Origin of the sequence: Paenibacillus sp. FSL R5-0810 (assembly GCF_038002285.1) — a bacterium.
GTDB classification, from domain to species: domain Bacteria; phylum Bacillota; class Bacilli; order Paenibacillales; family Paenibacillaceae; genus Paenibacillus_AQ; species Paenibacillus_AQ lactis.
Genome location: NZ_JBBOCF010000001.1, coordinates 1182377 through 1204088 on the forward strand (window position 1 = coordinate 1182377; position 21712 = coordinate 1204088).

General features: G+C 51.1%; 20 protein-coding genes. 17 read left to right on the top strand and 3 right to left on the bottom strand.

The genetic code is table 11. The features are described from left to right. Nucleotides 1-11 precede the first annotated feature (11 nt). Nucleotides 12-872: a helix-turn-helix transcriptional regulator gene (locus tag MKX76_RS05440; protein ID WP_007130254.1), complete on the bottom strand. Its 861-nt coding sequence runs from the start codon at nucleotides 870-872 to the stop codon at nucleotides 12-14. A 190-nt stretch (nucleotides 873-1062) separates the two neighbouring features. Here MKX76_RS05440 and MKX76_RS05445 point away from each other — a divergent pair, with 190 nt between their 5' ends. From MKX76_RS05445 to MKX76_RS05495, 11 genes are all read left to right on the top strand, one after another. Then, complete coding sequence (locus tag MKX76_RS05445) at nucleotides 1063-2943, top strand: beta-L-arabinofuranosidase domain-containing protein (protein WP_341033166.1); 1881 nt, start codon at nucleotides 1063-1065, stop codon at nucleotides 2941-2943. A 298-nt stretch (nucleotides 2944-3241) separates the two neighbouring features. Continuing rightward, nucleotides 3242-4051 carry an aminoglycoside phosphotransferase family protein gene (locus MKX76_RS05450; RefSeq protein ID WP_341033167.1) on the top strand — a complete coding sequence of 270 codons (810 nt, stop codon included), beginning with the start codon at nucleotides 3242-3244 and terminating at the stop codon, nucleotides 4049-4051. A gap of 385 nt (nucleotides 4052-4436) precedes the next feature. Beyond that, a complete protein-coding gene (locus tag MKX76_RS05455) occupies nucleotides 4437-5444 on the top strand; it encodes a LacI family DNA-binding transcriptional regulator (protein ID WP_341033168.1) in 1008 nt (335 codons plus the stop codon). A gap of 24 nt (nucleotides 5445-5468) precedes the next feature. Continuing rightward, nucleotides 5469-7148, top strand: coding sequence for a ribulokinase (locus tag MKX76_RS05460; protein ID WP_341033169.1), 1680 nt, complete (start codon nucleotides 5469-5471; stop codon nucleotides 7146-7148). Between the two features lie 367 nt (nucleotides 7149-7515). Further along, nucleotides 7516-8169 carry a YkoP family protein gene (locus tag MKX76_RS05465; RefSeq protein WP_083832624.1) on the top strand — a complete coding sequence of 218 codons (654 nt, stop codon included), beginning with the start codon at nucleotides 7516-7518 and terminating at the stop codon, nucleotides 8167-8169. 122 nt (nucleotides 8170-8291) lie between these two features. Next, complete coding sequence (locus MKX76_RS05470) at nucleotides 8292-9569, top strand: alcohol acetyltransferase (protein ID WP_341033170.1); 1278 nt, start codon at nucleotides 8292-8294, stop codon at nucleotides 9567-9569. Next, nucleotides 9566-10237, top strand: coding sequence for a DUF6320 domain-containing protein (locus MKX76_RS05475; protein ID WP_341033171.1), 672 nt, complete (start codon nucleotides 9566-9568; stop codon nucleotides 10235-10237). Before MKX76_RS05470 ends, MKX76_RS05475 begins: the two co-directional genes overlap by 4 nt. An 875-nt stretch (nucleotides 10238-11112) precedes the next feature. Further along, a complete protein-coding gene (locus tag MKX76_RS05480) occupies nucleotides 11113-12069 on the top strand; it encodes an acetamidase/formamidase family protein (protein WP_007130246.1) in 957 nt (318 codons plus the stop codon). 114 nt (nucleotides 12070-12183) lie between these two features. After that, nucleotides 12184-12915 (top strand): alpha/beta fold hydrolase, encoded by a 732-nt coding sequence (locus MKX76_RS05485; protein WP_028404848.1) that lies wholly within the window; start codon nucleotides 12184-12186, stop codon nucleotides 12913-12915. Nucleotides 12916-12960: 45 nt separating this feature from the next. Further along, nucleotides 12961-14007, top strand: coding sequence for an ATP synthase beta subunit C-terminal domain-containing protein (locus MKX76_RS05490; RefSeq protein WP_341033172.1), 1047 nt, complete (start codon nucleotides 12961-12963; stop codon nucleotides 14005-14007). Nucleotides 14008-14237: 230 nt separating this feature from the next. After that, nucleotides 14238-14711, top strand: coding sequence for a DUF3574 domain-containing protein (locus tag MKX76_RS05495; protein ID WP_007130243.1), 474 nt, complete (start codon nucleotides 14238-14240; stop codon nucleotides 14709-14711). Nucleotides 14712-14856: 145 nt separating this feature from the next. Here MKX76_RS05495 and MKX76_RS05500 read toward each other — a convergent pair whose 3' ends face one another. Next, nucleotides 14857-15930 carry a DNA-3-methyladenine glycosylase family protein gene (locus MKX76_RS05500; RefSeq protein WP_084046633.1) on the bottom strand — a complete coding sequence of 358 codons (1074 nt, stop codon included), beginning with the start codon at nucleotides 15928-15930 and terminating at the stop codon, nucleotides 14857-14859. 149 nt (nucleotides 15931-16079) lie between these two features. On the opposite strand from MKX76_RS05500, the gene MKX76_RS05505 reads away from it, so the two are divergent. From MKX76_RS05505 to MKX76_RS05515, 3 genes are read left to right on the top strand one after another with little or no spacing between them, the layout of a single operon-like run. Then, nucleotides 16080-16682 carry a bifunctional transcriptional activator/DNA repair enzyme AdaA gene (locus tag MKX76_RS05505; protein WP_341033174.1) on the top strand — a complete coding sequence of 201 codons (603 nt, stop codon included), beginning with the start codon at nucleotides 16080-16082 and terminating at the stop codon, nucleotides 16680-16682. Next, entirely contained in the window at nucleotides 16663-17217 is a 555-nt protein-coding gene (locus MKX76_RS05510; RefSeq protein ID WP_341033175.1) for a methylated-DNA--[protein]-cysteine S-methyltransferase, read from the top strand. Before MKX76_RS05505 ends, MKX76_RS05510 begins: the two co-directional genes overlap by 20 nt. Further along, on the top strand, nucleotides 17210-17923 hold the full coding sequence (locus tag MKX76_RS05515; RefSeq protein WP_341033176.1) for a 2OG-Fe(II) oxygenase: 714 nt from the start codon (nucleotides 17210-17212) through the stop codon (nucleotides 17921-17923). Before MKX76_RS05510 ends, MKX76_RS05515 begins: the two co-directional genes overlap by 8 nt. A gap of 54 nt (nucleotides 17924-17977) precedes the next feature. Here MKX76_RS05515 and MKX76_RS05520 read toward each other — a convergent pair whose 3' ends face one another. After that, nucleotides 17978-19168 carry an oxalate decarboxylase family bicupin gene (locus tag MKX76_RS05520; protein ID WP_341033177.1) on the bottom strand — a complete coding sequence of 397 codons (1191 nt, stop codon included), beginning with the start codon at nucleotides 19166-19168 and terminating at the stop codon, nucleotides 17978-17980. 311 nt (nucleotides 19169-19479) lie between these two features. On the opposite strand from MKX76_RS05520, the gene MKX76_RS05525 reads away from it, so the two are divergent. The 3 genes from MKX76_RS05525 to MKX76_RS05535 all read left to right on the top strand — a co-directional run bounded on the left by MKX76_RS05525 (nucleotide 19480) and on the right by MKX76_RS05535 (nucleotide 21681). Beyond that, entirely contained in the window at nucleotides 19480-20298 is an 819-nt protein-coding gene (locus tag MKX76_RS05525; RefSeq protein WP_341033178.1) for an SPL family radical SAM protein, read from the top strand. A gap of 327 nt (nucleotides 20299-20625) precedes the next feature. Then, nucleotides 20626-20976, top strand: coding sequence for a hypothetical protein (locus MKX76_RS05530; protein WP_341033179.1), 351 nt, complete (start codon nucleotides 20626-20628; stop codon nucleotides 20974-20976). Nucleotides 20977-21069: 93 nt separating this feature from the next. Continuing rightward, complete coding sequence (locus MKX76_RS05535) at nucleotides 21070-21681, top strand: histidine phosphatase family protein (RefSeq protein ID WP_341033180.1); 612 nt, start codon at nucleotides 21070-21072, stop codon at nucleotides 21679-21681. Nucleotides 21682-21712 lie beyond the last annotated feature (31 nt).

Here is a 21712-nt window from a genome sequence, read left to right on the forward strand (position 1 = left end):
TAGGCGCTCCGTTAGGATCGGAATTTCTGCCTGAAGGATTTGGGTTTGATGCCTGTATAGCGAATAAAACACCGTATGAAATACGGAAATGAGCCGAATCCGGATTCTTCGGCAATCCGTCCGATCGGATCGTTGGTGTGGATCAGCAATCGCTTGGCTTGTTCGATCCGATGCCGTGTCAAATATTCCAAGGGCGTGCAGCCGAACGTTTTTTTCATGCAAATGGACAGGTAGTTCTGATGAAAATGCATGGCCTCGGCTAATCGACGGTAGCTCACCGGCTCTTTGTAATGCTGTCTAAGATAGTTTGCGGTTCGTTCCGCAATGGCATAATGAGGATGGTGATGCTGGATCCCTTCCTCTTCAGTTTGGAGCAGCAGGAGCAGTTCTTGGAGAAGCTGCTGCTGCTTCCAGCGTGCCGTGGATGAAGGCGATTGTTGGAGCGTCTGCAGCTGTTCCAGGATGAGGACGGCTTGTTCTTTGGAAGGCAGCTCTCCGTATTTGGGGATATAAAAAGAGAATGTTTCGATTTGGACATAAGTCTGATCCGATTGCGATAAGGCAAACGGGGTTCGTTCCTCCGCTTCCGTCCAAGATCCTAGCGTCTGAAAATGAAGCCAATAAAAATGCGTCTCCTCCTGGCAGGGCTGAAATGTCCGGTGTGCCGCATCCGGTCTTAAAATCAAGTAGCTGCCGGCCTTTACCCTGTAACATACACCATTATCCTCCAGAAACAACGCTCCTCGGGTGACCAGAATCAGATCAAACACTCCGATGTTAAACCGATCCGCGTGTTTGTCTCCCTCCTGATAGGTATCTTCACCACTACTAATATAATGGGGCAGCGGCGGTGCCGTGAATTGAATCATCATGTACGTCCAAGCCTCCTCCTCTTGCTAACTTCTCTCTAGGATAATCGTTAACGCCTTCCGGATACAAGAATCAAGCATGTTGCAATCGGATAAAAAGAGGTTGTTTCTGTGTATAGGGCACCGCTCGGGTGAGATGGTATAGTTCTACCAGAGTGCACTTACAAGACAGAAACAAGGAGCGTGGACGTTCATGCTGCACGAGACTGCTTTTAACAGCTTGCCACTGGGCGCGATTAAGCCGGGCGGCTGGCTGAAAGATCAGCTGGAGATCCAAGCCAGCGGGTTTACCGGATGCTTGGAAGAGCATTGGAAGGACGTGGGAGATGACAATGGATGGCTGGGCGGCCATGGAGAGAGCTGGGAGCGAGGCCCGTATTATGTCGATGGCTTGCTACCGCTCGCCTATTTGCTTGAGGACGAAGCCTTGATTGGCAAGGCCAATCGCTGGATCGAGTGGTCGCTTGCAAGCCAGCGGGAGAACGGCATGTTCGGTCCGGAGCGTATTACCTCCGTGAACCAGGATATCGATAAGGAGCAGGACTGGTGGCATTACATGATCATGCTGAAAGTGATGATGCAGCATGAAGAAGCAACAGGCGATGAACGGATCATCCCATTTCTGACAAAGTTCTTTACTTATGTCCATTCGGTTATCGAGGAACAGCCGCTGCGGGGCTGGGCCAAAGCAAGGGGAGCGGAGATGCTCCTGTGCATCGTGTGGTTATATAGACGTACGAAGCAGCCTGTTCTGTTAGAGCTAGCCGATATCGTTGCCGGACAAACCACGGACTGGAGCGATATTTTTCATGAATTTCCGTTCTGGCGTAAAGTGGAAGAGTGGGATTGGACAACCCATGTCGTGAATGTAGCGATGGGCATTAAAACGCCGGGCGTATTATTTGAGTTGAATGGCAACCCGGTGGAGCAGGAAAGCGTGCACCGGGGCATCGATTCCCTGATGACGTATCACGGTCAAGCGCATGGCATGTTCTCCGGAGATGAATGGTTATCCGGCACTCATCCGAGTCAAGGTGTAGAATTATGTGCCGTTGTCGAGTATATGTTCTCGATGGAGCAGTTGACGAGAATATTCGGGGAAGGGCGCTTCGGGGACATTTTGGAAAAGGTTGCTTTTAATGCGCTGCCTGCCGCCATCTCTCCGGATTGGACCTCGCATCAGTATGATCAGCAAGTCAACCAGATCATCTGCAATGTCGCTCCGCGGGCATGGAGCAACGGACCCGACGCCAACGTGTTCGGTCTGGAGCCGAACTTTGGATGCTGCACGGCCAACATGCATCAAGGCTGGCCTAAGCTGGCCGCGCATCTGTGGATGAAGGATCAGGAGGAGGGGCTCGTTGCCGTGTCCTATGCCCCGTGCACGGTTAGGACGACAGTCGGCCGCCATGACGTTCCGGCTGTGATCGAGGTAACCGGCGAATATCCGTTCAAGGACCGCATTCGAATCCACATGTCGTTGGAACGGGCGGAATCGTTCCCTTTATCGCTGCGGATCCCCGCCTGGTGCGACGATCCCGTCATAACGCTGAATGGGCGCGAATTGCCATTCCAAGTAGAGTCCGGTTATGCAAGGATCGTACAACATTGGCAGAACGGTGACCGATTGGAACTTCACTTGCCCATGGAAGTCAGGTTGGTATCCCGAAATATGTACGCCACCAGCATCGAGCGAGGGCCGCTCGTGTATGTGCTGCCCGTCAAGGAAAATTGGCAGATGATCCGGCAGCGCGACATGTTTCACGATTGGGAGATATACCCTGCATCCCCATGGAAATACGGCCTGCTAGCCGATACGCCGTTCGAGATAATCGAACAGGACATGGTTCGCCAGCCGTTCCAAGCACAGGATGCGCCTGTCAGGGTGAAGGTTAGGGGCCAGCTGATCCGGGATTGGAAAATGGAAGGCAACAACGCCGGCAACCCTCCGCTGCATCCAGATACGGACGGACAGCCCATTACGGAATTGGAGCTGGTTCCGTATGGAAGCGCCAGGCTTCGGATCGGGGAATTTCCATTAATCGGGGAGCGGAGAAGGGCTGATAAGCATTAAAGCAAGCCGGATTGAACCATCGAAAAAACCGCGTTGATCGCGGTTTTTTTGTTGTACAGTTTGCGTTCAAGTTATAAGATAAGTGTTTACGAAGCTCAGAAATACACATAATATGGAGTTATTGGAAAAGATGATAGCGTGCCTTGGGGTTACGGTTTATCCAACGATATAATGAATGAGACCAATACCGAAGCAGTCTATTCACGTAATTTCACGACCATCGAGTCGTTGCACAATGACGGAGGGGCATAATTTGCGAGAAATCAATTGGGTAGAGAAAAGCGAGGCGCTCGAATTATTGCTGCAGCATGAAACTACATTTCAAGTTGTCCCGTTAGACTCCGGTCTGGAAGCAGAGGTGGCGAAGATCGTCACGTCAACGGCAGACTGCGTGCTAAAGGTATGGAATAGAGCTTCCAAGCCCGATGTTCAAATGCAATATCAAATATTGAATGCATTGCATTCGCATGGAAGAGCAGTATCGAAGCCTTTGGGCTGGGGGACAGACCGGGAAGGCAATCCAGTAATGCTGACCAGTTACGACGGAAGGCCTGTTCAAAATATCGATCAGCTTAAACTATTGAAACTAGCGAAGATATTAATGGATATACATAAGCTGCCCTTGGAAAGGCTGAACGGATTCAATCTGCCGAGGTATGACTTTATCTCTTATTTTTATCCACGAATTGAGGAGTTCCCTGATATTCAACAACCTCTGATGGAGCTTGTTCTGCGCGCGAGCATGGAACAAGAATATGTCATCCATGGCGATTATCACCTAGGCAATATTCTGGAGAATGAAAACGAGCTGACCGTAATTGATTGGACGAATGTCCAAATGGGCGATCCTCGATATGATATCGGATGGTCCATTATCTTAATGTGGATATATGTAAGTGAAAAGCGAGCTTCCTTCTACCGTGCTGCATTTTGTGCCGAGAACCGATTCGAAGCGGATGAGCTTGAGCTGTTTGAAGCGATAGCCTGTCTGCGCTGGACCTTGCTCAACAGAGTGGACCACCCCCCCGTTAGAAACGACACGATCGCCAGGGTCAGGTCAATATTGAACAGCAACAAGTATTTGCATTCCTTGCTTATCGAAGTTTGATCCTAAAGTAGCACAACCGGTCCTCCACTAGTTGGTGGACGATTTGAGGAATCTTGCAGCAGTATACTGAGCCTTGTACCACATCTTACATGGATGGTACAGGGCTTTTTTGGGTTAATGGGCAGCATGGTGTGGGGGACGGTTTAGAACTGGGAGTGATGGACCTTGATTCAGTTTATTGCCTGGACAAGTCCCAAAAGGGGACATGTGCGGGCAAAAAGGAGCTTCCCCGGCACAGCAAGTCCCGAAAAAGCGGAGTAACAAAGCAAGCTAACTTTTTTAAAAGATAGAGTTGACATGCGCCTAGTTTTTACTATAACCTGTGAATGTAATCGTTTACGTAATCGATTACATAAAATCACTTAGGGTTTGAGGTGAGCCATACTTGGCAAGAGCGACCATTAAACAAGTAGCGGAGGAAGCAGAGGTATCCACGGCGACCGTTTCAAGGGTACTGAACAATACGGATTTTGTAAGCGATGAGATTAAAGAGCGAGTGATGGCGGCGGTGAACAAGTTGAATTATCGTCCAAGCGCCATCGCCCGCAGTCTGAAGCAGGACCGGACCTATATGATCGGGGTCGTCGTTCCCGATATTTCCAACCCTTATTTTATGGGAATCTCCAAAGGTATTGAGGATGTTGTAGGGAAAGAAGGCTTTCAGCTTATTTTCTGCAGCTCGGATGAGAATCCGGACAAGGAAAAGCGACTTCTTAAGCTTATGCAGGAAAAGCGCGTGGATGCCGTTGTACTGGCGACTTCAGGCGGAAATGATCCGGCGATCAAGCAGCTGGCAGATTCCCGGATGCCGATCATTCTCGTAGACCGCAAGCCGGACTCGCCGGAAGCGGGGTTGATGCTCGATCTGGTAGCCGAGGACAATACGGAAGGCGCTTCCCGCCTGACTCGGAAGCTGCTGGAGGATGGTCATAAGGCAATTGGAGTCGTAAACGGTCCGACGCGATCCAGCACGGGCAGGGAACGACTGGACGGTGTTCGGAAAGCGATGAAGGAATACGGCCTGAACGAAGAACCTATCGTGTATAATGGCGACTTTTCAACGGAAGATGGAATCCAGGCCGTACGGCATTTTCTGGATGCGGACCATCGTCCAACCGCGATCATATCCCTGAATAACCGTATGAGCCTTGGTGTTTTGCTTGAAATTGTACGCAGCGGTCTAAGGATTCCGTCCGACATGGCTGTAGCTTCTTTCGGTGAAGTAGAGGCCGGACCACTCCTTAAAGAATCGGGAATTTATTATCTGGAACAGCGTCCCTATGACATGGGAATCAAAGCCGGAGAAATTCTTCTGCGCCGCATTCGTGAAGAAGCGCCGCTGTTGAAGCCGGCATTTGAGATATATGGCACTGAAGTGAAACAGTTGAATTGATCCTATACTTTGGAGGAGATGGATATGAAGCAGTTATACACGATCGGCGTGGATTTCGGAACGGAATCGGGCAGGGCTCTGTTGGTTGATATTACGACCCGGCAGGAGGTTGCCACCCATGTGACGCCATACAAGCATGGAGTCATGGACGAGGTGCTGGTCCACTCGGGTCTGAAGCTGGAGCAGGACTGGGCGCTGCAGCATCCGGGCGATTATCTGGAGGTGCTTCGGCAATCTATCTCGCATGTGCTGTCGGAGGCAAACGTATCCCCGGATCAAGTCATCGGGATTGGCATCGACTTCACGGCATGCACGATGATGCCGCTGGATGCCGGGGGAACTCCGCTGTGCATGCTGGATGAGTGGAGGGACAATCCGCATAGCTGGGTAAAGCTGTGGAAGCATCATGCGGCGCAGGACGAAGCGAACCTGATCAATGAAGCCGCTAAGCGGCGAGGGGAGAAATTTCTGTCACGCTACGGAGGGAAGCTGTCCTCGGAGTGGATGCTTGCAAAGTCTTTACAGATTTTGCATGAAGCTCCTGAGTTGTACGAGCAAGCTGTATTGTTCATGGAGGCTGCCGATTGGGTGGTCATGCAATTGACCGGTCAGCTCGCACGGAGCAGCTGTACCGCCGGCTATAAAGCCAATTGGCATAAACGGGAGGGGTATCCGTCCAAGGAATTCCTGCAGTCGCTTGATCCGAGGTTTGGAGACCTTGTGGAGACGAAGCTGAGAGGTTCGATCAAGCCGCTGGGTTCGAAAGCTGGCGGATTAACCGAATCCATGGCAGCCCTGACAGGGCTTCTGCCGGGTACCGCGGTAGCCGTAGCTAACATCGATGCCCATGCCATGGTGCCGGCGGTCAGTGTCGTCACCCCGGGCAAGCTGGTGCTCGCCATGGGAACCTCGACTTGTCATTTGATATTAAGCGACAAGGAAGTGACAGGGGAAGGCATTTGCGGTGTCGTCGAGGATGGAATCATTCCAGGTTATTACGGGTATGAAGCAGGACAATCGGCGGTTGGCGATATCTTCGCCTGGTATGTGGATGAGGCGGTGCCAGAATATGTCCGGCGCAAGGCTGCGGAGGAGCGCCTTGGCATTCATGAGTGGCTTGAGAGGGAAGCGGCCCAATATGCCCCTGGTCAAACCGGCCTGCTGGCGATCGATTGGTGGAACGGTAGCCGCTCCGTGCTGATGGATGCTGATCTCAGCGGCGTCATCCTTGGATTGACCCTGCAGACCAAGCCTGCGGAAATATACCGGGCACTGTTAGAGGCTACCGCCTTTGGAACGCGGGCGATCATCGAAGCCTTTACGGAAAGCGGCGTAGAAGTCCAGGAGCTTTACGCTTGCGGCGGATTGCCTCAGCGTAACCGGCTGCTGATGCAAATCTATGCCGATGTTACCGGCAAGGAAATCAAAGTTGCGGATACCGTTCAGACCGCTGCTTTTGGGGCAGCTATGTTCGGCGCCGTGGCGGCAGGCAAGGAACAGGGAGGCTTTGGGAGCATCGTAGAAGCTGCAGAAGCCATGGCCCGTGTTCGGGAAGAAACCTTTAAGCCGATTGAGGCTAATGTGCGCGTGTATGATCAATTGTACAAGGAATACAAACGACTTCATGATTATTTGGGAAGAGGCGAAAACGGGGTGCTGAAACGCTTAAAGTCATTAAAGAGCGGCGCCGGCAGTGAGGGATAGAAACATCGGGAAGAGCGAAATGAATTTATGCCCGCTGAAGCTGCAGCTCCCTCTTCTATGAACACTTCCCCCTAGTACCTAGTGCAATTAAAGTAACTCATAAATCTTATAAATAGGAACGACCGTTTTCCCGTACAGATATGCGGACGGTCGTTTTTTTTCATGATCAAAGGATATTGCCAAGTGCGGTCTTGGCGATCCATTACCCCATCGCCTTCACCTGGATAAACCGGCGTCCCTAGATGAATGTCTGGCAGAACACTCCGCCCCAAGACGGAGCTTCACTTAATGCCGGGGACGGTGTAATCCGATGCATCCCATCATGTATGCTTATTCTAAGGAATCCGGTATGCGCGATGAATAAAGGATGGATCTAATCCGAAACGTGCGGCGCATCCGAATAAGGGTGGTGAATCAGCTGCTTATCATTAAAAACGCCATGCAAAGCATGTGGATGGCATGGGAACGCATCTTTAAATGGTCTTCGCGTTTTCGCGGTTCACATACGTTTCACTTCGGCATCTGTACCGTTATGATCAAGAAGCATCGGGGGGCGCCGATCATCTGCGCCGATTCGACCGTCATTTCGCAAGGCGATTGGATCGGCGAGCTTCATCTGGACAATGCTGAAATCTTAAATCTGATCCGTACCGAAGGTCCCGACCTTGCAGCCCTCAAGATCGCAAGGCTCGGCCGGCGATCGATGAAGCTTATCAGCCGGGCCTATGCCGATCAGTCCGAGTTCAACGAGGTAAGAGCTTTGGTCGGCATTACGCTGCTCCACCGCGGGTTGACGCACGGCCTCGGTTTCGAGATGCAGGCCATGGAGCAAGGCTTGTTCCGGAGAATGACGACGTCGTATCTTCGCCTGCTGTTGTCGGTGCTGCACCCCGAAGGCAAGAACCGGATCGGTCGCCGCACAGAACAGCTCATCCCGATGATGCTGATCCATACCCGCGCTTCGCTTGCGAGACGATTTCCGAGCCCAGTCCACGAGACGGTGATGGAACAAGCGCGATAGCCTTCTTGTAATCCATCTAGGGATTAGGGGCGCGCAAAGCCGCCGCTATAAAAAGCGTTCGGCTGTTAGAAAGAGGAATGCTGACAGCATTACGTACTATGGTTTGGAGGTAGCAGAGTAATATGGAGGATTGGTACAAGCTGGATCACGCCGGGAAGCTGTTTCCAGCCGTGGCGGGCCAACAAAACTCATCAACCTACCGGTTGTCGTTCTTACTGAAACATCCCGTAAAGCCACCGATTTTGCAGAAGGCGCTGGATAGCGTAATTACGCGGTTTCCACTGCTTCATGTGGAAATGGGAAACGGGTTGTTCTGGAAATTTTTACGGGAAAAGGAGTCGCCGCTGCGGGTGGAGCCGGAGGGCACATACCCTTGCGCGCCGGTGTCGCTCTCGGATTCGAACGCTAGCCTGGTTCGCATTCTGTATCACGGCAGCAAGATCAGCGTCGAAATTTTTCATGCGTTGACCGACGGCGGGGGTGCCCTTGAGTTTCTTAAAACGCTAGTGTTCCAGTATTTATGTCTGCTTGGCGAAAATGTGGATGACAAGCAGGGGATGATTCTGCCGCCTGCGTCGTTTGCCAGATATGCGGAAGCCCAGGACAGCTTCAAGGCACACTATACATCAGAGCCGCCGCTTGATCTGGACAAGGCTCCCGAGGCGTTCCAAATACGAGGGACACGCTTTGTTCCCTACGGCCACAACGTCATTCACGGCATGCTTCGGGCCTCCGGCCTGAATGCATGTGCGAAAGAGAAGGGCGTAACGTTGACGGCGTATTTGACGGCCATTCTGGTGATAGCGGTCCATCATGCGGGTGAGCCACTAAATACGGAGCGTCGACCGATCGTAATCAGCATGCCGGTGAATCTGCGAAATATCTTTCCATCCAGCAGCCTCCGCAACTTTTTCGCGGTCATCAATATAGGCATTGCTGCGGCAGAGAACATGGATTTCGAGCAGGTGCTCGTGCAAGTCCAACAACAAATGAAGGAGAAAACAACGAAGTCTTATTTGTCTCGCACGATGTCCGGGAGCATGAAATACGAGAACACCTTCCTATCGCGAATCGCTCCGCTAAAGCTGAAGGATTTGGCAATCCGCTACGGATTTGACCATTATGGGGAAGAAGCCAAGACCCTTACGTTAACCAATCTGGGAAGGGTCGAGGTGCCGGAGGGGATGGCGGCGCATATTGAAGCGATGGAAACAACGATGTACCCTACGGCCAAAAGCCCGATGAACTGCGCGGTATGCTCCATCAACGATCAGCTGACCGTGACCTTCGCAAGAAATATCGTTGAGAGCGACATTATCATGCACTTCTTCCGCGAACTGTCCGGATTAACCGGGCTTGAGGTCAGGATTGTCAGCAATGATTGGGGGATGGGAGCATGAGATGCGATAGCTGCGGCGTTACGGCGGATCCGGCCCATGCGGTTTGTCCGCTTTGTCGGCGAAATACGGCCGGAGGCAGCAAAACGGCGGGCAATCGCTGGTATCCTTCCTATTCCGCAATGCCGGAACCGCGCGAGAGCGGCACGTTTGCCAGATCGCTGATTTTTATGATTATGGCGGTTATCAGCATTACCCTCGTCATTAACGTTTTGGGAAGCCGTGATGTTTGGTGGAGTCTGTTTGTTGCACCCTGTGTGCTGTACGCGTGGCTGCTCATCCGTCACACGTGGATGTCCAATTCACATCTAGGGGCCAAAATCGTCGTTCAATGGCTCGGTCTGTCCGGTATGCTGCTATGGATCAACGCGCTTTCGGGTGGGACCGCCTGGTCAACCGGGTACGTCATCCCGTTCCTGGTTATGGCTGCAACCCTGCTGATGACGTTGCTCTGCATTGCAAAGCCGCTTGGCTGGCGCGAGTTCGGAGGATATTTGCTGCTTATGGTGTTTCTGGGATTTACCCCCTTACTGTTCTTTCTGCTCGGTCTTTCGCACGTATTATGGCCGTCGGTTTCGGCAGCGATGTATGCCCTGTTGACGTTCGGCGGGATGTGGCTGCTTGCGGACAAGGGCTTCCGCAAAGAAGTGAAGCGCAGGCTGCACTATTGACGAAAGTCATGAGGGGAATGATACCAAATGGATCATTCACCAAAAAGCCGAATGTGAATCAGCGTACGGACAAGATAGGGGTGGAAAAGAGAATACGGACCACGATGTATGATGCGGAGCACGGGTCCTGTACTAAGAAGATACACATGGTGTGTGTCTTTTTTTGTCGGTCAAAATATATAGACGTAAAAGAATATCTATTATTGTGATAGGACATTAGTTAAAAATGACTTAAAGTTGGTTTTATTTTTTAGAGGTGGGAGTAACGATGCTTTAACAATAACGAATATTCGGAGGTTGAACCGCATGACCGGTATATCTGAAGTGAGGACTTATCCAGTTACACCGCAGGATCGAATGAATTATTTGCTGGGACTGTACTCGGCAGTTCAGTAAATTGGCATGGTGTTGCATTTTCCCAGCCGGCAGTTTTCGGGGAGGCCGATGCGGGTTATATGACTGCACCTATCATGTTATCCCCATTCTTCAATTTGGGAGCCAGCACATATCGCAACACCCTTGCGTTATCTGTCGGCGATCATACCCCGGCCGTCACATGGGAGAACGTGAATCGTCTACTTGATGATATGGTGAGAGAGCTCACCGACGGCAGCCCAGGTTGACATGTCAAGGATAGGCTTCAGCCGTCACGCTTAGGTGATGAGGCTGGGAGCCTGTTTTTGTATTGGGGAGGAATACAAAGCATTTAAATTTTTGGTGAGTGCGAATAAGTTTTAGAGTAATAAAAATTACTTTTAGACGTAAATATTTGTTGACTTACAGAGTAACATGAATTACTCTTTGAAGTAAATATCATGGCAGTTCGCTAAACTGGTATTCAGTGACTGCCTGGTCATTTAGGGAGGAGAGGCTGTATGTCCAAGGTGCATGTGTTGAAACCGGATATTCATTCGCTTCATGGATTTTTCAGCAGGGAACTTGAGCCGGCTCTCTATATTCAGTCCGGGGATACGGTCGAGTATCAAACGCTGGATGCGGGTTGGGGACTTGCGAAGCGTTCTTCGCCAGGAGAGCCGAGATTGAAGTTTACCGAGCGCCTGCCGGAGCGGCAGGAGAAGCAGTTTGGGCATGCTCTGCTGGGTCCCGTACATATCGAAGGGGCGGAGCCTGGGGGCACATTGGAGATCCGAATCAATGAGATTGTGCCCGGCTCCTGGGGCTGGACCTCTGCCGGTGGCTTTCCTAGCTATTGGAACGAGAAGCTGGGCATGTCGGATACCGAGGAAGTGGCGCTGGATTTCGAACTGGATGCCCGGACGATGATCGGACGAAGCCAGTTCGGTAATTTCAAATACGGCGTCGGCCTGAAGCCGTTTATGGGAATTATGGGCATGCCGCCACAAGAAAAAGGCAGACATACCACGTTCGTCCCCAGGCCATATGGAGGCAACCTGGACTGCAAAGAGTTAACCGCCGGCAGTACGTTGTATCTGCCGATCCCGGTAAGCGGCGGCTTATTCTCGACAGGGGATGGCCATGCTGCGCAAGGAGACGGCGAAGTTAGCGGGCCCGCCTTGGAATGTCCCATGGAAAAGGTGAGTCTGACCTTCCGTGTCCGTGATGACATGGCCATTACAATGCCCCGGGCAAAGACGGGCACGGGCTGGCTGACGATGGGCTTCCACGAGGATCTTGACGAAGCGATGTGGATCGCTGTGAACGGGATGCTTGATCTTATGACCGAGCTCTATGCGATTTCAAGGACTGAAGCATATGCTTATGCCACATTGACAGTGGATCTAAGAATCACTCAAATCGTGAATACGGCTAAGGGCGTGCATGCTTTTCTGCCATTCGACGCGTTGAGATAGGAAGGAGAGGGGGAAATACCGACTTCAGGCATTAGAAGCGTACGCTTTGAAACCTGTTGGATGAAGGTTTGCACTTTATTAATAATAGCTGCTTATACCTAGGAGGAACTGTAAATGCAATTATGTGAAACGATGGTGAATAACAATGGGGTGCATATTCACGTGACGGAGGCCCATCGGGAACTGAATAAGGGAGATGTTCCGCTCGTTATCATTCCCGGGTTGTCAGAATCAGCAGAAGATTACATTAGCATTGTAGAGAAGCTGACTCCCCGACATATCATTATGATCACGCTCCGCGGCCGGGGCAAAAGCGACTCCCCTGCATCGGGATTCACGCTCGAGGATCATATCAGTGATATCGACGCGGTTGTTCGTCATTTAGAAATTGAGTCATTCATTCTCATGGGATATTCAAGGGGCGTGTCGTATCAGCTAGGCTATGCCGTTCAGCATCCTGAACGCATTCGGGGGTTGATCATCGGCGACTATCCTGCCATTCATACTCAGCTTCCGCCGGGATGGGTGGAGTTCTTCGCATCCTTACCGCCGTGGCGGGGGAAGAAGCTGTATGACCGGATGCAGGCCGGGGCCTTGCATGCACTGCAGCGGGAATCAAGCAAGGTGGAGTTATGGGATGACTTGACCACTTTGACATGTCCAGCCTTGATTATCCGTGGCGTAAAACCGCATCCCGGGTTATCATTAGAAGCAGCGGAGCAGTACAAGCTGAAGCTGCCACAGGCCAAGCTTGTGGAGTTCGATCAGCATGACCATAATATTTTCGAACCGGACGCGGAAGCGTTTGTCCGCACCGCAGATTCCTTTATGAACGCGATCAGGTAAGATCCTGAAGAAACATGAATCTACTATTAAAAAGGGTGTACGCATTTGGACAATCTGAAGCTTAATGTATCGCTGCTGCGACAAAGAGTTCCGAACCTGACGAGCGCTGCCAAGTCGGTTGGATTGCGGCCGGCCACCGTCTCCAATTTATGTACGGGGAAGATCCCGGTCGGCCGCGCGGAAGTCCGCACGATTGCCGCATTGGCAGCGCTGGCGAAATGCAGTTTGGATGAGCTGATTTTGCGCGGAGATCGGATCGATATGATCGAAACGGGTATTAAGCCGCTCGATTTATTTGCCCCGATCGCTAAAGGCGGGACGGTAGGTTTAGTGGCTCGTCCGGGAATGGGGCAGCTGGTGCTGCTCGGCGAATTGTTCCATCATTTTAAACGGGATGGTTATATGACGATTCTGCTGAAGCCAGAAGGGGAATACCCCGAGCTGCAGGATATGCTGGATGATGTGGAGCAGGTGGCGTATTCCATTGAAGAAGTTTATGATGTCGCGATAAGCACGCCGCCGGGTAAGGAGATGATGTTCGCCGCGGACCGGGAGCATGTGCTGACCGGAAAAATATACGAGCTGCAGGAGCGTCTGCAGCAGGAAGGCCATCAGCATGTTACCACATTTCTCGTCGACCTGAAAGGAGCTGTGGTTGATGAGGATATTCCTTACGGTCCGCTCGAAACGCTCTGGTATTTCGACGCGGATCTGGCGGCAAGACATATGTTTCCTGCCGTCAATCCGATCTACTCTACCTCGTCGGTGCTGGAAGGTGCCCATCTGGATCAGAATCACGCCTCGGTTCAGCAGCGGGCTCAGAAGCTGCTGCGCCGTTACCGCGAGCTTCGCTCATTAGTACAGGTGAGGGGTCTGCAGGCGATTCCTGCATCGGAAACGGAAGTGTATCAGAGAGGGGAGAGACTGGAGGCTTACCTTACACAGCCTTTTTACATTGCAAAGGCCTATTCCGGAAGAGAAGGGGAACGGGTTCCGCTCCAAGACACCCTGCATGACGTTCAGGCGATTCTGAATGGAAGTATGGATCATCGGGACGTTGAGAGCTTAACCTGGATCGGAAAAATAAATTAGTGCCGCAACAAGTGCAAACAAGCCGGTTCTGCTTCGCAAAGCAGAATTCGGCTTTTCGCATGCTCTCTATTAAATCCGGATTAATTCGGATTTCCCATTGAATATCATATGTTCCTTTAATATAATTATCCAAGCTTGATCGACTGGCCGGCATCTTGGACGGGGTCAGAGGATTACCGTTTTGGGAACCGGCCGTTCGATTATTTAACAAAAGAAGGAGACATGGGGTAATGAAGAACAAAAAGAATTGGATGATTACGGCAGCGATTGCAGTGTTATTGCTGCTCGTGTTCGTCCCGGTCCAGCAATCTTACAGTGCGGAGGGGTCTTCGGCAGCTGAAGTGTCAGGAAGCGCTCTTGAGGGGCAGTTTCACCTCAGTCATGTCGTAAAAATTTATATCCCATCCACGGTGAAGGGAAACATTGAAATCACCGAAGAAGCCCAGCAAAAGTTCGTAGATCAGGCATTAACGAAGTTTTCGCAATGGTTCGGCGGCGCTACAGCTATTGACGGTGAGGGTGCTTGGGTGGACAAAGATCAGAAGCTGATCAAGGAGAATGTTACGATTGTGTACGCCTATGCCGAGAAACTGGATAAGAAATCATTGGATCATGTGGTGGCGTATGCCAAGCAGCTGAAAGAGGATCTCGCTCAATATACGATTTCCCTAGAAGTGGATGGAAAAATGTACTTTATCGAATAAAAAGAAACGTCATGACGTGAACCCACAGGTATTATTACTTAACTCATGCATCATCATACTTAACAATAATGATCTATAGTGAAGGGGCTGACGCTTCTCATCCTGCAGCAGGGGATGAGAGGGCAAGCCTCTTTTTTTGCCACTCCTAGTACAGAAATCTCCACAGATAGAAGGTAGCGTAGGATTCCCAATTGACCCAGGAAGCCGACAGCTTCCGAATCTCTTCCTTCGTCGGCTTCTTCTCCATGCCCAGCACATGCTTGATCGCATTGTGCAGTCCAACGTCATCAATCGGAAAGGCGCTGGGGATCCGAAGGCAGCGCATCAGTACATAATTCGCCGTCCAGGGGCCAATGCCGCGGATCGCGATAAGCATGTTCTCCGCTTGCTTCAGGCCCCCGGCCTCAAGCAGCTTCTCCTTGGTCAATGCTCCATCTGCCATGAGTTTGGCAACGTCCAGAAGGTACTCGCATTTCTTCACCGTCATCCGAAGACCGCTGAGGTCCCGGACGTTTAATCCCGCGATTTCCTCCGGCCGCGGGAATATCCAATATGTCTCTCCCTCGCATTCGAGGCGTCGGCCAAAGGCTTCCACGAAACGCCTCTTTAACGTATAGGCATAGGTTAAATTGATCTGTTGACCTAGAATGCCCCAGCACAGCGCTTCGAACAGATCGGGGATTCCCATGTTGCGAAGCCCGTAGAAGGATTGGACAGCTTCGCGGAGGAGGGGATCAACAGCCGCCATCTCATAGAATGGAACCAGATCGGTGTTCATGTCGAACCAATCGCGGACGTACGCAGCTGCTTCAGCCCGCATACTGGGCTCAACAGGGATGAAATCCCCAAGGAAACGAACGATGACGGCCTGTTCGTGAGGCGCTTCGCGAACTTCAATAACGACGATATCCTGTCCTAGGCCCAAGGGGAGAGCTCGATAAATCCGGTCGTTGCGGATGTGAAACAGACATTCATTCGGCGAGCGCTGCAGGTAACTCAGGTTCTCCTTGAAGCTGAATTCCTTCGGCACGAACAGCTTGAGTTCATGCTGATGGTCCTCCCAGCTGCTATGGGGGACCGGATTCGGATGGGAGTGCCGAGAGGAAACCGAAGCAGCTAGGTGATTCGTATCAGCGAGACGGCCCCATGCATGCTCAGTGCTTGGTTCTATGGAATTTGCGGGCGTTCGGCCGTTTGGTGTCGGCTTGGATTGGGACATGATTCATCGTTTCCTTTCACTCTAATTATCTCTTATACTATTTGTACCATACTACGGAAGCAAATCATTTTGTAATCTTGCTCTTATATTCCAAAAACCGTACAACGAGCCGAACCTGTGGTTATAATGTTAGCGGAGGTGAATGAAACGTGGCCAACCGGATCGAGCCAACCGAAGCACAGTGGAAGGCGATCATCGAAAATGATAAAGCGAGTGACGGCAAGTTTTTTTATGCGGTCGAAACGACCGGGATTTTCTGCAGACCTTCCTGCAAGTCCAGGCCCCCGAAAAAAGAAAATGTGCGCGTATTTCAATCGGCGGATGAAGCAAGATCCGAGCAATTCCGTCCATGCAAACGGTGTAAGCCAACGGGAGAGCGCCTGCCGGACCACGAATGGATCGAGCTTGTCAAGGAGTACATCGATAAAAACTACAACGAGCAGCTAACGCTGGATCTGTTGGCCGATGTGAGTCACGGCAGTCCGTATCACCTTCACCGCATATTCAAGCGGGTCACCGGAATGACCCCGACGGAATATATCCAGAAGCTGCGTGTCGATAAAGCCAAGCAGCTCCTGACGGATACGGCTAAACCTATCGCTGATATCGGTCAATTGGTCGGGATAGAGAATGCGGCTTACTTCGTAACTTTGTTTAAGAAGAAGACCGGGACGACTCCTTTAAGCTATCGCCGGCAAGCTTTAAATTATTCAAGTATGGAGGTAATGAATCATGATCGAATCCAATCCTGATGTGATCCGCTGGACGCGGCTGACTCATGCTCGCTGGAGCATGTACATCGCGGCAACGGAGCAAGGATTATGCTATGTCGGTTCACAGGATAAGACGTTTGACGAGATGGCGGAATGGGTCGCTGCTAAATATCCCGGTGCTGGGCTTGTGCAGGATGACCGCATTATGAAGCCCTATGTAAGAGAGCTGGAGGAATATTTGCAGGGAAAGCGTGACCGGTTCGAGATGGCCATGGATTATAAGGGGACTCCTTTTCAAAGGGAAGTGTGGCGTGCACTGTGCCAAATCCCCTACGGGAAGACCATGACGTATACGGACATCGCCCATAGCATCGGAAAGCCGGCTGCCGTTCGAGCGGTAGGGGCCGCCATCGGGGCGAATCCGCTCTTGGTCACCGTACCATGTCACCGGGTTATCGGCAAAAATGGGGCCTTGACGGGCTATCGCGGAGGCCTTGCGATGAAGAGCCAGCTGCTGGAGCTTGAGCGTAAACATGAGCAGGCCATTCAGAAGGAGACCGCGGAGTATGTCTAGTACGCTGCCCGAACGCATTGAAGGGCTGTACTGGGAAGGGATTCAAACGGAGCTGGATGAACGCGGCTATGTCGTGATACCCAGGCTGCTGCTGCCGGAAGAGTGCGCGGCAATCATAGGCACTTACCAGGAGGAATCGCGGTTTCGCAGTACGATCAACATGGCAAGGCACCGGTTCGGGATCGGTGAGTACAAATACTATCAGGCTCCCCTCCCGGAACTGCTTCAGCAGCTACGGGAGGGCTTCTATCCCGAGCTGGCGCTAACGGCCAACCGCTGGCTGGCATGGCTCGGAAGCGAGGAGAGGTACCCGGCAAGGCTGGACGATTTTCTGGCGGTATGCCATGCTCAGGAACAGCGGCGCTCAACGCCGTTGATTCTAAAATACGAAGAAGGCGGATATAACTGTCTGCATCAGGATTTGTATGGGGATGTGTTTTTTCCATTACAGGTCGTGTTCGTATTAAACGAAAGAGAAGCCGATTATACAGGCGGAGAATTTCTTCTGGTGGAACAGCGGCCCCGCGCGCAGAGCCGGGGGCATGTCATCACCTTGGAGCAGGGCTCTGGCTTGATCTTTCCGACCCATCACCGGCCAGTCATGGGAACCCGGGGGTATTACCGGACGATGCTGCGGCATGGTGTGAGCACAATCACCTCGGGGACCAGGTACAGCCTCGGGATCATTTTCCATGATGCCAAGTGAGCCCGTTTCTTCTTGTTCATCCTTTTAACATTTTTGAAAAAGAGCGAGCAGCTGCTATCTTCCCGTTCTTGGATAATCGGAGTAACCGGGATATTTGACAATATACCCTTTTTCCTTTCGCAGGGCGTGTATAAATTCCGACCCTACATGAAGGTTCTCCTGAATTAGCTGATGAGGGGTGAGCGCCATCCATTGATTCAGGGAAACATCTTCAAAGCGGCTGCTCTTAAACATTTCCAAAACCCACAGACTTCGGTCGCCGGTATTCTGAATATAATGCCCATATGCGAACGGCACATATCCGACATCGCCGGCACGATAATCGAAAGTGCGAGCCGTGCCATTGGGTACAAAAACGGTCATGCGGCCAGTGCCCGATATATAATACTGCCATTCATCATTGTTTGGATGCCAGTGCATTTCTCGCATTGCTCCCGGTTTGATCTCCAGCAATGAGGCGGCAATGGTCGTCGAAATTGGAAAATTGGTGGAGTCCACGATCCGCACCGTCCCGCCCGGAGTAACGATCGGCTCCTGTGCGAGCAGACGATGCGTGAAGCTTTTTGGCACCGTACCATAGGGGTCCGCTACGTATTGACTTTCAAGAGGACCCGGAATGTTTCCTTGAAAGATATATCGCTGTTGTTTGGGAATATGGGTAAAAGAGCTGGCGGGCACACCAAAATTAGCCGACAGCACGTCTTTCGGCGTATGTGCGAACCAGTCAGAGATCGATAATGTATTGAGGTCGGAGAAGCTGCCGTCATCGAAGACCAGCAGAAACTCGCAGCCACATTCCAGCCCTTGAATGGAGTGGGGAATTCCCGGTGGAAAATACCACAGATCACCTACGCCCACATCGGCTATGAAGTTCCTTCCATCCTGATCGACTGCCGTAATGCGTGCGCTGCCAACGAGGACGATCGCCCATTCCGCCGACTGATGCCAATGCAGTTCCCGCACACCGCCCGGAGTCAGCGCCATATTCACCCCGGAAAGCGTAGTTGCAATCGGGAGCTGTCGAACGGTAACCTCCCGGGACCAGCCGCCATGATTCAACTGCATATAGGTATCGGAAAAGGAAAATTTCAGGTTGGGAAGCGTACCCGCATCCGTCACAGGCGGAACCAGCATATCCGGGTTCTCCAGGTCACGCATGATGTCACGTGGTCCCAAATCCCACCACCCGGCGCCATCATTCCGTACAGGTTGGGGTATATATCCATCCCTGTTGTCATTACTCAATAGTATTCACACCTCTCATCCTCATCAAAATATGAACGAAGTTACTTAATAAACGTTATGAACAGCATTTCGGATTTAGAAATGCAACATCTCCCGCGATCGCCACAATCCACGGCATGTTTGGAGCGCAAGCCTGGCGGGAATACCCATCGCACGGAAGACGGCAAGGTCGGAGGGGAGAGCGGCAAGCTTGTGATTCGGCTTCTGGCTGGCGAAGCTGAAGGTTTCAGTATACTATAGAAGGAACTCGCTTCTCGTTGTCTTCATGAAGATAAAGGGAATATTGGCCTGAGCAGACAAGGGGGGACCTTATGAAAACGGAGGTTCAGTATAAAACGCCGAAGACATTGCTTAATAAAGGAACCGGGTTTTTGAACGGATACAGCCATACCTTGAATCCGTATACGGGCTGCAGCTTTGCCTGTTCGTATTGTTATGTGAGGCAAATGCCGGTCTCTTTATTTCGCAAGCAGGAGTGGGGCTCCTGGGTCGATGTGAAGCAAGGAGCGGCCGAATCTCTTCGCAAGGAGCTGAGTCGAGCCAAGCAGAAGGGGCCGGTTACCATCTTCATGTCCTCGAGCACCGACCCGTACCAACCGGCAGAAGCGAAGGAGGAAGTGACTCGCATGATACTGGAGGTCATGGCCGCGGATCCGCCGGATTTTCTATTGGTGCAGACCCGCAGCCCGTTGGTTCGGCGGGATATTGATCTGCTGCAGCAATTAGGAGATCGGGTCCGGGTCAGCATGACGGTGGAGACGGACCGGGAGGACATCCGAAAGCAATTTACGCCTTCGGCTCCGCCGATCCAGGCCAGATTGAAGGCCCTTGAACAGCTGAGAGATGCCGGAATCCGGACGCAAGCCGCGATCTCTCCCGTGCTGCCAAGCACGGAGAAATTCCCTGAGATCCTGCGCCCGCTTGTCCATCGCGTATGTATCGACGATTATTTCATGGGTGACGGGAGCGGCGGGAAACGCACGAAGAAGCTCGCTTTGAACGAGCTGTATAGAGTGCTCGGACTTGAGGAATGGTACCACCCTTCCGCCTATCGGGTCGTATATGATCGGTTTCGCACGGTATTTCCGGAAGATCAGTTGTATGTGAGTCAAAAGGGATTCGAACCATGAGTGAATCGCAGCAACATTCATCATATATAAGTTAAGCCTTCTAAGGGATGGTTCCTTGGAAGGCTTTTATTATAGGCAGATCGGATAGCGATGCGGCGACCGAGGCAGTTGTTGTCTTAAGCGGTTAGAGCATTTCAAACTCGTTGAGCATGCTCAGGCTCGTATTTTGTATTCCAGTGATGTTATTGGATGTTATAATTACCCAATAGAGTATATATTTAAAAACTGAATGCCTGTGACTGTTATAGCCCACATGGATTTGAATTTAAGCGAGGTGATTGCGCTGAATGACGATATGGAGCTATCCACTGCAAAGGAGGGAGGGGCATGAATAAGAAGCATATAAGAACTATTGTCATTGCATCAGGTTGTCTAGTATTACTGGGTTTGGTTTATATGGTCAGAGGATTTATAGATTATTATCAAAGTTTAAACACAACTATTCATAATGCTGCCCCATCTCCAAAAGCCTTGCAGGATTGGCAAAAAGATTACGATCGAAGAGTTCGAAGCGAACCTGCAGAAAGGGTGGTCACGAAATACGGGGATTTTTATTACGCCTCTTCTCCAAACCCATTTCCGAGGAGTGAAATAGCTAATCTCGATGCTGACGACGAAGTGACCCAAGATACCAAACAGATCATATTGAAGGGATATTATTACGAGAGAAAGTTATAAGTAAGAGCAATTCCGAATCGGGTCGTTCCGTAACGGGTGAAGCGTAAATGACATAATAGCACGAAACAAACTACTTTGATGGAGAAACTACATATGAAGATATTTCTTGTAAGACACGGCGCAGATGAAGAGGGCTTTCGAGGGGGATGGAGCAGCAGGGGGTTAATCGAGCAAGGCGTGTTCCAATCGAGGAGGCTAGGGGAGTTTCTGCATCGTTACCAAGACGAATATGGGATTCGCACAATAATGAGCAGTGATCTACCACGCGCAGTTGAAACGGCTAGGGAGATTGAACGAATTATTAACAAAGAAACCATTTACTCCGAAGATTGGAGGGAAATGAATAACGGGTACTTAGCAGGTATGCCAAATCAAGAAGCCGAGAAACGGTACCCGGGTGTTTACTTCAATACGCTGGACATGGATGCTCCTTTTCCGGGAGGGGAAACACCGAAGCATTTTTATAACCGAATTACCAAAGCATTTGAGAGCTTACGCAGGAAGCTTGAATGTCAAGAAGTGAAGTCGAATGTTCTGCTAGTTACCCATGGCGGTGTCATTAATGTCTTGTATTATCATTTAAACGGTCAGGATTGGACCAACAAAAGTCCGTTCTTTCCAATTGATAACACAAGTGTGCATACGGTTGAGAGGATCTTGAATCAATGGAAGATTACCGAAAAGAATACGATGAAGCATTTGTAAGGGGCTTTTAGCTAGGTCTATCAAATAATTC